Origin of the sequence: uncultured Campylobacter sp., assembly GCF_905371695.1 — a bacterium.
Lineage (GTDB): Bacteria > Campylobacterota > Campylobacteria > Campylobacterales > Campylobacteraceae > Campylobacter_A.
Genome location: NZ_CAJPMA010000065.1, coordinates 1 through 9,698, shown reverse-complemented (window position 1 = coordinate 9,698; position 9,698 = coordinate 1). Strand labels below are relative to the sequence as shown.

The 9,698-nt window shown below is 43.7% G+C and carries 9 protein-coding genes, 1 tRNA gene and 1 pseudogene; 3 read left to right on the top strand and 8 right to left on the bottom strand.

The annotated features are described in order from the left end of the window. Nucleotides 1-156 precede the first annotated feature (156 nt). Nucleotides 157-1,701, top strand: a complete 1,545-nt coding sequence (rmuC, locus tag QZ147_RS06630; RefSeq protein WP_295148453.1) for a DNA recombination protein RmuC — start codon at nucleotides 157-159, stop codon at nucleotides 1,699-1,701. 2 nt (nucleotides 1,702-1,703) lie between these two features. On the opposite strand, the gene QZ147_RS06625 is transcribed toward rmuC, so the two are convergent. The 4 genes from QZ147_RS06625 to QZ147_RS06610 form a co-directional block, all read right to left on the bottom strand. Beyond that, the gene (locus QZ147_RS06625) at nucleotides 1,704-2,354 is read right to left on the bottom strand and encodes a winged helix-turn-helix domain-containing protein (RefSeq protein WP_295148451.1); all 651 of its coding nucleotides are present in this window, start codon (nucleotides 2,352-2,354) and stop codon (nucleotides 1,704-1,706) included. Nucleotides 2,355-2,363: 9 nt separating this feature from the next. Next, nucleotides 2,364-3,041 carry a NapC/NirT family cytochrome c gene (locus QZ147_RS06620; RefSeq protein WP_295148460.1) on the bottom strand — a complete coding sequence of 226 codons (678 nt, stop codon included), beginning with the start codon at nucleotides 3,039-3,041 and terminating at the stop codon, nucleotides 2,364-2,366. Next, nucleotides 3,038-3,466, bottom strand: a complete 429-nt coding sequence (locus QZ147_RS06615) for a cytochrome c3 family protein (protein WP_295148449.1) — start codon at nucleotides 3,464-3,466, stop codon at nucleotides 3,038-3,040. Before QZ147_RS06615 ends, QZ147_RS06620 begins: the two co-directional genes overlap by 4 nt. A gap of 179 nt (nucleotides 3,467-3,645) precedes the next feature. Further along, nucleotides 3,646-5,199: a flavocytochrome c gene (locus tag QZ147_RS06610; RefSeq protein ID WP_295148447.1), complete on the bottom strand. Its 1,554-nt coding sequence runs from the start codon at nucleotides 5,197-5,199 to the stop codon at nucleotides 3,646-3,648. A gap of 283 nt (nucleotides 5,200-5,482) precedes the next feature. Between QZ147_RS06610 and QZ147_RS06605 the strand changes: the two genes are divergently transcribed. Further along, nucleotides 5,483-5,558: transfer RNA gene (locus tag QZ147_RS06605), tRNA-Val, on the top strand. 74 nt (nucleotides 5,559-5,632) lie between these two features. On the opposite strand, the gene QZ147_RS06600 is transcribed toward QZ147_RS06605, so the two are convergent. The 4 genes from QZ147_RS06600 to QZ147_RS06585 form a co-directional block, all read right to left on the bottom strand. Then, nucleotides 5,633-7,051, bottom strand: a complete 1,419-nt coding sequence (locus tag QZ147_RS06600; RefSeq protein ID WP_295148458.1) for a sodium:alanine symporter family protein — start codon at nucleotides 7,049-7,051, stop codon at nucleotides 5,633-5,635. A 281-nt stretch (nucleotides 7,052-7,332) separates the two neighbouring features. Continuing rightward, complete coding sequence (locus QZ147_RS06595; RefSeq protein WP_180998612.1) at nucleotides 7,333-7,662, bottom strand: hypothetical protein; 330 nt, start codon at nucleotides 7,660-7,662, stop codon at nucleotides 7,333-7,335. 52 nt (nucleotides 7,663-7,714) lie between these two features. Further along, on the bottom strand, nucleotides 7,715-8,881 hold the full coding sequence (locus QZ147_RS06590; RefSeq protein ID WP_234401508.1) for a replication-associated recombination protein A: 1,167 nt from the start codon (nucleotides 8,879-8,881) through the stop codon (nucleotides 7,715-7,717). Nucleotides 8,882-8,901: 20 nt separating this feature from the next. Then, complete coding sequence (locus QZ147_RS06585; RefSeq protein WP_103580663.1) at nucleotides 8,902-9,432, bottom strand: pyridoxamine 5'-phosphate oxidase family protein; 531 nt, start codon at nucleotides 9,430-9,432, stop codon at nucleotides 8,902-8,904. Nucleotides 9,433-9,511: 79 nt separating this feature from the next. On the opposite strand from QZ147_RS06585, the pseudogene QZ147_RS06580 reads away from it, so the two are divergent. After that, nucleotides 9,512-9,698 (top strand): annotated as a pseudogene (locus QZ147_RS06580) (hypothetical protein); the annotation flags it as partial.

The window sequence follows — 9,698 nt, the reverse complement described above, 5'->3', positions numbered from 1 at the left end:
AGCTCCTTTACCTTTTTATCGCGTAACGTCTAGCACTCGCTTTTAAAAGATCTTAAAATTTCTTCCGTCGATGAACTATTCGCCCCGTATCCGTCAAAAATTTCAGCGCGAATTTCAACCAAATTTCGCTAAAATCCGCCCTAAAAAAGGAAATTTATGAACGTAGAGCAAATTTTATACGTAATAATCGGGATTTTAGCGGTAATTAACCTAATTTTGGCGTTTGCGTTTTTCGGTAAAAGCAAAGACGCCGCGGAGATTTCTCGCGAGCTAAAACGCGCGCAAATAATCACAGACGAGTTAGAAAAAAGAATAAAAGAGGCGAGCGAAAACGAGGACGAGCTAGAAGCTAAAATTAGCTCATTGCGCGAGGATACGGGCGCGCTAGGAGAAGTAAATCGCGCGTTGCAGTCGCAAATTTCTTACCTAAAAGAGGCGGTCGAAAGCGGCAAAAACGAGCTTGCGGCGGCGGTTAGCGAAAAAAACGCGCTTGAAGTAAAACTAGCGCAAACGAGCGCGCAAATCGCGGAAAAAGAGGAGAGCTTCAAAGCGCAGCAGGCGAATTTCATCGAGGTTAAAGAGCGGCTGAACGCGGAATTTCAAAGCCTAGCGGGTAAAATTTTAGAAGAAAAAAGCCAAAATTTCGCCAAAAATAATCAAGCTTCGCTAGATCTAATCTTAAAACCGCTAAAAGAAAAGATAGAGAGCTTTGAAAAACGCGTAAACGACGTACATACCGAAGCGGTAAAAAATAGCGTCGGCCTAGAAGCGCAGATAAAAAACGTACTAAATATCGGCGCTGCGATGTCAAGCGAAGCAAAAGAGCTGGTATCCGCGCTAAAAGGCGGCAATAAACTGGCGGGCAGCTGGGGTGAAATGCAGCTGGAAGCGAGCTTGCAAGCCTCGGGGCTTATTAAAAACGAAAGCTACCTGACGCAAGAAAATTTCGTAAGCGGCGAGGGCAAACGCCAAATCCCCGACGTAATCGTAAAGGTCCCAGGCGGCAAACATATAATAATCGATAGCAAAGTCTCGCTGGTAGCTTACGAGCGGGCCGTTAGCGCGATGAACGAAGGGCGCGAAGACGAGGCGCGCGCGGAGCTAAAACTGCACGCCGCATCGGTAAAAGCGCACGTAGACGAACTTTGCGCGAAGGACTACGGAGCGCTGGCGCAGCTTAAAAGCCCCGATTTCGTGCTAATGTTTATGCCCATAGAAGCGGCGTATATCGAGGCGATGCGCGCGGACGGCGGGCTGTTTAGCTACGCGTACGATAAGCGCGTCGTTATCGTCTCGCACGCGACGCTAATGCCGATCTTGCGCACGGTGGCTAATCTATGGCGCATAGAGCGCGGAAACGACGAGGCCAAGGCGATCCTAAAAAGCGCGACGGCGATTTATAATAACGTCTGCACGATCGCCGAAAATTTACGCCTTCTAGGCGGCACGCTAAATACCGCGGCGACGCACTATAATAAAGTCGTAACCAACGTCGTAGGACAGCAAGGCATCTACGGCAAAGTAAGGAAATTTCGCGAGCTATCAAACCAAGCTAGACAAGGCGAGATCGCGCTTGGCGAATTAAACGCGGAATTTGAAGTTAGAAATTTAAGCGAAATAGCGCAAGAGGATTTAAGCGCACAGCTTTTTTACGAACCCGAAATTTTAGAAGGCGGCGACCCGAAAGATAGCGGCGAGTAAGCCTACTCTATTTTATAGCCGATACCTCTAACGGTAACGATCTCTAAATTAGCTACTTTTTGCCTAACTTCTCTAATTAGCGATCGCAAGCGGTCTTGCGAAGCGCTCTCGCCTTTATATATGTGATGGTCTAGTTCGTCGTAGGTAACGACGTGCGGGGAGTTTTTGGCTAAAATTTCAAGAAATAAGCCCTCTTTTTTGCCTAGATAAATTTTCTCGCCCGCCGCGTTTGCAACGCAAAGCGAATCTTTGTCGAAAACCAGTCCGTTTTTAAACTCGAATTTCGAGCCCAAAAGCACCTTGCAAAGCTTAAAAACGCGAAATATAAACTCGTCGGGCGAAAAAGGCCTAACGATAAAATCATCGACTTTGGCGTAGTAAATTTTCTTAAACGCGCTAGGCTCGGCCTCGTCTAAAATAAGCAAGATCGGGGTGATGTTTTTGCTTTCGCGAAAAAATTTTACGAGCTTTAAGTTTAGCTCTTTAACATTCATATCAAAAACGTAAAGCTCGTATCTATTGCCGCCGTCAAAGTCGCGCATTACCGCCTCTTCGCTTTCAAATCTAACTATACGAAAGCCGAAGCGATACAGCGTCGCGCTAAGCGAGGCGCTAAGCTCGAAATCCTTTGAAAGCAGCAAAATTTTCTTCAAGCAAGGCCTTTATTTTTTATCCGCCGCGCTTTTTGCGTTTAGAAATTCCTCTTCCTCTTTGCTCGGTTTATAATCGTCTTTGAAGAAGTTTTTCTTAACCTCGATCTTTTTCTCCATCATCTTTTTATCGTAAATTTTATACGTCGGAGACCAGTATTCAAGGTAGTTTCTAAATCCGGCGCTATGTCCTACGCCTACGTGGCAGCTAGCGCATTTTAGCTCTTTGTTCGTGCCTTTTAGCTCAGCGTAATGAGCGTGCATTTTTTGAGCTTGCTCTGACATTAGCTTGTTGTCTTCTACGTTCGCGTGGCAGCTCGTGCAGCCGTTGTCAAACACGTAATGCTCGCGGTTTTTAAGGTTGGCTTTCCAATCTATTTTTTCAGGCTCGCCGAAGAAATGAACGTATCCTTCCATTAGGCCGTTCATAGCCTTTTGGTAAACGTATTTAGCCAGATTGTCGTGAGGCAAGTGGCAGTCTACGCATCTCGCTTTTACGCCCGTTTTGCCCTTGCCGCTGTGGATGTCGTCTTGATAGGCTATCGCCATCGGATCCATCTCGTGGCAGACGTCGCAAAACCTATCCGTACTCGTCTCTTCAAGGACGTAATGAACGGGAAGGACTACGAAAAATCCTACGATGCCGCTTATTAAAACGATAAGCGCTAAAATTTTCTTTGAAATTTTCATGGCGTTACCCCCATCCATTGCGGAACTTCGTGCTCATGGCACTCGCTACACATATTTACCGACGGTTTATGTTCGTTGTGGCACTCGTCGCAGTATAGCGTCGGGCCGTCGTGAACGGAGTTGTGAGGATTGGCTTTTAGCGTATCCATAAATTTTAGACGCTCGGCTAGCAGTTTTTTGCTCTTATGACAGGATAAACAGCCGTTATCGCCTATACTTTTAAATTTTGACGGATCGTCGCCTTGATTTACGTGGCAATCAAGACAATCAAACGCCAAATGTTCGTGGTGCGGTTTTATTTTGTGCTTTGCTCTTAGCTCGTCCGAAACTACGATCTTTGTAACGTTTAAGTCCTTCGTATCGGCGGCGGACAGATAAAAAGAGAAAAAGCATAGCAAAATAGCCGCAAAATTTAGCTTTTTCATAAATCACCTTTAAATTAATTACGAACTCGACTTACGCGCCGAAATTTTAACGACTCCGGCGCGTAAATTTTAAATTAAAATTTGCAAGTATTTCGAGGCGATTTTTGTGGTTTTCTGCTTCGCAAGCTCGCAGCTGCAAGCAGAAAATCCGCAAAAAGCGTCCGAAAGATGCCGCAAATTTAGGCTAGGTTTTCTCCGGCTATCATTCCGAAAACTATACAATCGGTTATCGCAACCGTACCGAGTCTGCTTGCGCCGTGCGTACCGCCGGTGATCTCGCCTGCGGCATATAGGCCAGGGATCGGCTTATTCGTCTTACTTGAGATGACCTCGGCTTTGGTGTTGATTTTTAGCCCGCCCATAGTGTGGTGAGGCTTTGGCGATAGGCGGATGACGTAGAACGGTCCTGCCTCGTTGATCTCGCTTAGTGCGCTTTCTTGTTTGCCAAATTCGTCTTTTTTAGCCTTGACGCCTTCATTATATTTCTTGACGGTTTCTTTTAGCGCGTCGGCAGGTACGCCGTATTTTTTAGCGATATCATCGAGCGTAGCGCACTCGCCCACTAGTTTGCCGCTACCCATGCCTTTTTGGATGATCTCTTCGCTTAGGTCTTTAAACGCCATTTTGGTGTCGGCGAAGGTTATCGGATACGCGCCCGGTTTTTCGCGTAAAATTTTAAACTCGGCGTCCGCGCGGGTTTTGCGGTCGGCTAGCTCGTTCATAAAGCGCTTGCCGGTGCGGATATCGACCGCGATACCGTATTTAAAGGTGCCTTGCTGAGTTAGGATCGGAGCCGTACCAAAGCCCTTTTCGTCTGGGCTTGCCCACGGACCAAACTGGATCCAGTCTACTTGTACCGGATACGCGCCGATCTCAAATGCTTTTAGTAGCGCGCCCGCAGTCGCTCCCGGGTGGTTGGTGCTATCGACGTCGTCGGGGATGCGCGGGTCTTGCAGCTTGCGGAAAATTTTATCGCGGCAAAATCCACCTGCCGCCAAAACTACGCCCTTGTTTGCTTTTAGCGTTTTTTTGGTGCCGCTCGTATTTTCAAGATCGTCGCTGTAAAGCTTATCGTCGAATCTATACTCTTCTCTGATCGTCACGCCCACGACTCGGCCGCTGTCGTCTAGCACGAAGTCGTCAAATTTGGCGCGGCGGCGAAGCTCGCAGCCTTTGTCTTTTAGCGCTTCAAATTTCTCAAGCATCGGCTGGATGTAGCCTGAGCCCGAGTCGTTTGTGGTTAGCAGCGAGCGAGCAACGGTGTGACCGCCGAAGTGCGCGCAGTGCTCTTTAAACTGAACGCCGTTTTCAACAAGGAAGTTATACGCGTCCATGCCGCGATCGACTAATGTCTCCAAAAGCTCGGTGTGATTGATACCAAGACCGGCTTTTAGACAGTCTGCGATAAACAGCTCTTTGCTGTCTTTGATGTTAGTTTTTGCTTGCACCGGGTTGTTTGCGACCGCCATACCGCCGCCGTTGATTACGGAGTTACCGCCGATGCGACCCATTTTTTCCAGGATTAGTACCTTGCTGCCTTTTTGCGCCGCTTTTAAGCCCGCCGCAAGTCCCGCAAAGCCCGAGCCGATGATGATCACGTCCCACTCTTCGTCAAATTTGACGTCTTTTGCGTTTAACGCGCTTGCTTGCGCATTTACCGCACCTAGCGCGAGTGCGCCCGCGCCCGCCATACCCAGCTTTAACAAGTCGCGTCTTGACATTTTGTTTGACATTTTGTCTCCTTTCGAAAAATGTTTTGTTATGAGTATTATATATCAAATAATATAAGAATTATATGAGATATATGAATTTTTTAATTATGCGTTATTTCAGGTATTTTAATCTATCAGATACAAATTTTTATCTATAAATTAATTTTAGCTTGAAATATTAGAATTATAAATTAAATATAAGGAAATGCTACTTTCCGTATCGCCTATCACGAAATCACTACTGCTAACTTTAAGATTTAAGCTAAACAAAAAGAAAATTACACTACAATCCGCCCATTATTTAGGTCCCGTAGCTCAGTTGGTAGAGCACTACCTTGACATGGTAGTGGTCGATGGTTCAAGTCCATTCGGGGCCACCACTTCTAACAAAACATCCTAAACAAGAGATTTAAAAATTAATTATTAGTAAATTTTCTAAAGATGTGGTGAAGATTTATTTCAAATAATCTTTCACATCATACTCTTTGCCAGCATCGTGATCTTTTAAAAGCTTTGCCACGATAGGGCTTAAAATGATGATGGCAATTAAATTTGGTACGACCATCAAGCCGTTAAACATATCTGCTAGACTCCAGACAAAATCAACTTTTTGCAAGCTTCCCAAAAATACAAAAACAACTACTAAAATTTGAAAAGCTCTGACCGCCTTTGCGCCAAAAAGGTAGCGCACATTGATCTCTGCAAAGTAGTACCATCCAAGTATGGTCGTAAATGCGAAGAAAAATAGGCAGATCGCTACAAAGCTATAACCGCCAGTTTTGCCAAATATGTGCGACGAAAAGGCCTCTTGCACTAAGGTGATACCTGTAAAGACTGCCTTGCCGTTTTCAAAGCTGATGACATTTGCGGTAAGTACTACAAAAACGGTGATATTTAAAACGATAAAAGTATCTACAAATACGCTCATTATACCAAGTACTGCTTGATCGACTGGGTGTTTGACATTAGCTGCAGCGTGTGCGTGTGGAGTTGAGCCCATGCCAGCTTCGTTGCTAAAAAGACCCCTTGCGATGCCGTATCTCATCGCAGCTGCTATGCTAGCTCCAGTTACTCCACCCCAAGCGGCCGAAGGATCAAACGCTGCTTTATAGATAAGCAAAACTGCATCTGGAATTTCGTGAAAATTTAAAGCGATAATGATCAGTCCAACACCTACATAAAGTAAGGCCATCAAAGGCACGATCTTTTCAGCTACTCTTGCGATCGCCTTTACGCCACCTATAAAGATGACTGCGCAGACGATTGCTAAAAAAGCTCCAGTTATCCACTGAGGTATACCAAAGGCACCTTTAAAGCCGTCTGAGATCGAGTTTGCTTGCACCATATTGCCGATAAAGCCAAGTGCGATAATGATGGCGATAGCGAAAAATCCAGCTAAAATTTTTGCCCATTTCCCCTTTAATCCACGACTTATATAAAATGCCGGACCGCCTATTGTGTGCCCGCTATCGTCTTTTGTGCGGTAAATTTGAGCTAGGCAAATTTCAGCAAAATTTGTAGCCATGCCTAAAAATGCAGCGCACCACATCCAAAAAATCGCACCAGGACCGCCCATGATAAGAGCTGTTGTCGCACCTACTAGATTGCCAGTGCCAACTTGTGCGGCGATTGCGGTTGCAACTGCTTGAAACTGGCTCATACCAGCCTTGCCAGCAGCTTCGCCATGAAGTGAGAAATTCCCAAAAAGCTCTCTTAGTCCCATTTTAAACTTAAAAATTTGAACAAACCCAAGCCTAATAGTAAAAAATAGTCCAGTGCCGCAAAGTAGGGCGATAAGGAAGTATGGACCCCAAAGAAATGAATTTATACTTTCAACACAATTATTTAAAATTTCAGCAAAATTTGTAGGCATTTTCTTGACTTTCATTGGTGTAGTTTAGAGAGCGAGTATATTTAAAAAAATATAAAATTAGAATAAATAAGAAAAATTTTTTAGCTTGGATTAAAATTTTGCGCTAGTTTCGGCTTACTCGTAGTGAACTTGTTTTTACTAGCAAGATTTTGCGACCAATATTTTTGTGCTCTAAGGCGTTTTTTGATTGATAATTTCTAAATTTATCCCACAATGAAGGTTTAGAATGGTTCTTGGTTTTTAGATTTTAAAATTAGGTTTTTGCGTGTTTTAGGAGGCTTTTACACGAAATTTGCAATCTTTATTGCGCGGATATAACTTGGCAAAACATATTTGGCTCTTAGTTTGCTAAAAATCTTATAAAGCACGTTACAAGTAGCTTTGGCGTTAAATTTTGCTTCATTGTTATTTGCTGGATTTGCCATATTTTGTTCGCTATTTGACTTGTCGGTAGCCAAACTTTGCGTCAAATTTTTCTCGCCGATCGCCGCCCAAAGTTGTTTAAAAATTTCTGGAAATTCGCTTGCTCTGTCATAAGCTGTCGTTAATCTACCCCAAGGCACGTCTTCTATCTTTAAATTTGCGATATACGCTAAATTTTGCTCGTTCATTTGTATTTCTTTTAAAATTTACTCCATAAATCTGACAGAGTAAAGCCTAAATTTAGCCTTTTGACTTTATCTTTTCTAGCCACTCATTTAGCGTTTTTTCAAAGCCAATGCCCTTGCTTTTATAAAAAACGAGCGGTTTTTCTAGGTATTTTTGATCGACCCAGCCGCCAAAATCATGCGGATAAAGGTAGCCTTTGTTCTCTTTTGTGTGATTTTTAAGATATGGTGGAATCTTTAAAATTTCTTCGCTTTGCACGTATTTTAGGGCGGCATTTATCGCATTGTAGCTGGAGTTTGACTTTGGTGAGCTAGCTAGATAGATGGCGCACTGAGCCAGTATGATCCTAGCTTCTGGAAAGCCTATCTCTTTTACCGCGCTAAGCGTGCTGGCAGCTAAATTTAGCGCATTTGGGTTTGCGTTGCCGATGTCTTCGCTGGCAAATATCGCCATCCTTCTAGCGATAAAGTCCGCACTCTCGCCAGAGTCTATCAGCCTTGCTAAGTAGTATATAACGGCGTTTTCGTCGCTTCCACGCAGGCTTTTTATAAAAGCGCTTGCTAGCTCATAGTGCGTGTCATCCTCTTTTGCCCCCTCTTTTAGGGCGTTTTGACGAAGTGTTTTTAAATTTTCTAGGCTCACATTTTCATCAAGCGTGATGGCAAATTCGAGCAAATTTAGCATAGCTCTTGCATCACCACCACTACTTTTAAATAAATATTCTTTGGCTTCATCATCTATGCTAAAAGAAATTTGCTCTCTGATCTTGCCAAGAAGCTCTTCAAAATCGCCACTACTAAGCGGCCTAAACTCAAAGAGCATCGAGCGGCTTCTTATGCCTGAGCTTAGCGTGAAAAAGGGATTTTCGGTGCTAGCGCCGATAACTAGGGCTTTGTAGTTTTCCATGGGAATTAGCAGTGCTTCTTGTTGGGTTTTGCTTAGGCGGTGGATCTCGTCTATGAAAAAGAGTGGCTTATTTAGGGCGTTTTCGTAGTTTTTTAAAATTTTGCGAAAGTCATCTATCTTTAAATTTCCGCCGTCAAACTCGTAAAAGTCGTAGTTTGCGCCGCTTGCGACTACCCTTGCAAAGCTCGTCTTGCCACAACCTGCTGGACCATAAAAGATGGAGTGTGGGATTTTGCTAGAGGCTATAAATTTTAAAAATGCTACTTTAACTGCCTTTTGGCCGCAAATTTCATCCAAATTTTTTGGTCTAAACATCAGTGCAAGCGAGCTCAAATTTATTCCTTTGTTGGTTTTGGTAAAATTTTGGCCTTAGCACTAAGGCTCTCTATCTTTAGCTCGTAAATTTTTATGATTTTTAGCCCATACTCCGCAGCCACGTCAAATGTACTCATCGCGTAGGCAGTGTATTTTTGGCTAAGAATTTTTAAAATTTCATACTTTTTAGCTTCGTCTGTGATCTCGTAAACTCTAGTTTTTGCAATGGCGCTTTTGTACTCAGTCGTAAAGACCTTGCCTCCAAGTGCCTTGCCATCGCCTTTTATCGCATCTAGCTCGCTTTCGCTTAGATGCGGGACTTTGTTAAAACTAACGCAGACAAACTCTACTTTTCGTCCATCTTGAAGCAGTTTTGCCTTACAGCCAGCGGTAGCTCCGTGTATAAAAATGCTTTCACCAACTCTAACTGGCGAGATAGGCACGCTAAAAATTTCTCCCTCATCATCCACGCATGAGATCACGGCGTATTCGCAGTTATCGATGATCTCAAGCGCCTCATCACGTCCAAGCTCTCTATCTTTTCGTCTCATTTTTTGTCCTTTTTTTGCAAAATATTTTAAAATTTAAGTGCTTAAAGGCTAGTATAACGCAAAAATTTCAAGGAAAAACATGAAAAAAATAGCTATTTTTGCCATTTTGCTTGGCGTAAATTTAGTCCATGCAAACGATGTTTGCAATGAATATATCAAGCAAAGCAGGCTCTATCTTGACGAGTTTTATGCCAAAGAGAGCAAACGACTTGCAAATGATGAAAAGGCGTTAAGGCTTTTTGAGCTTAAATTTGATGAGTTTAAAC

Coding starts and splice junctions, on each gene's coding strand:
- QZ147_RS06590 (WP_234401508.1), bottom strand. CDS start 8,881: ATGTTTAGACCAAAAAATTTGGATGAAATTTGCGGCCAAAAGGCAGTT.
- QZ147_RS06615 (WP_295148449.1), bottom strand. CDS start 3,466: ATGAAAAAGCTAAATTTTGCGGCTATTTTGCTATGCTTTTTCTCTTTT.
- rmuC (WP_295148453.1), top strand. CDS start 157: ATGAACGTAGAGCAAATTTTATACGTAATAATCGGGATTTTAGCGGTA.
- QZ147_RS06600 (WP_295148458.1), bottom strand. CDS start 7,051: ATGCCTACAAATTTTGCTGAAATTTTAAATAATTGTGTTGAAAGTATA.
- QZ147_RS06610 (WP_295148447.1), bottom strand. CDS start 5,199: ATGTCAAACAAAATGTCAAGACGCGACTTGTTAAAGCTGGGTATGGCG.
- QZ147_RS06620 (WP_295148460.1), bottom strand. CDS start 3,041: ATGAAAATTTCAAAGAAAATTTTAGCGCTTATCGTTTTAATAAGCGGC.
- QZ147_RS06585 (WP_103580663.1), bottom strand. CDS start 9,432: ATGAGACGAAAAGATAGAGAGCTTGGACGTGATGAGGCGCTTGAGATC.
- QZ147_RS06595 (WP_180998612.1), bottom strand. CDS start 7,662: ATGAACGAGCAAAATTTAGCGTATATCGCAAATTTAAAGATAGAAGAC.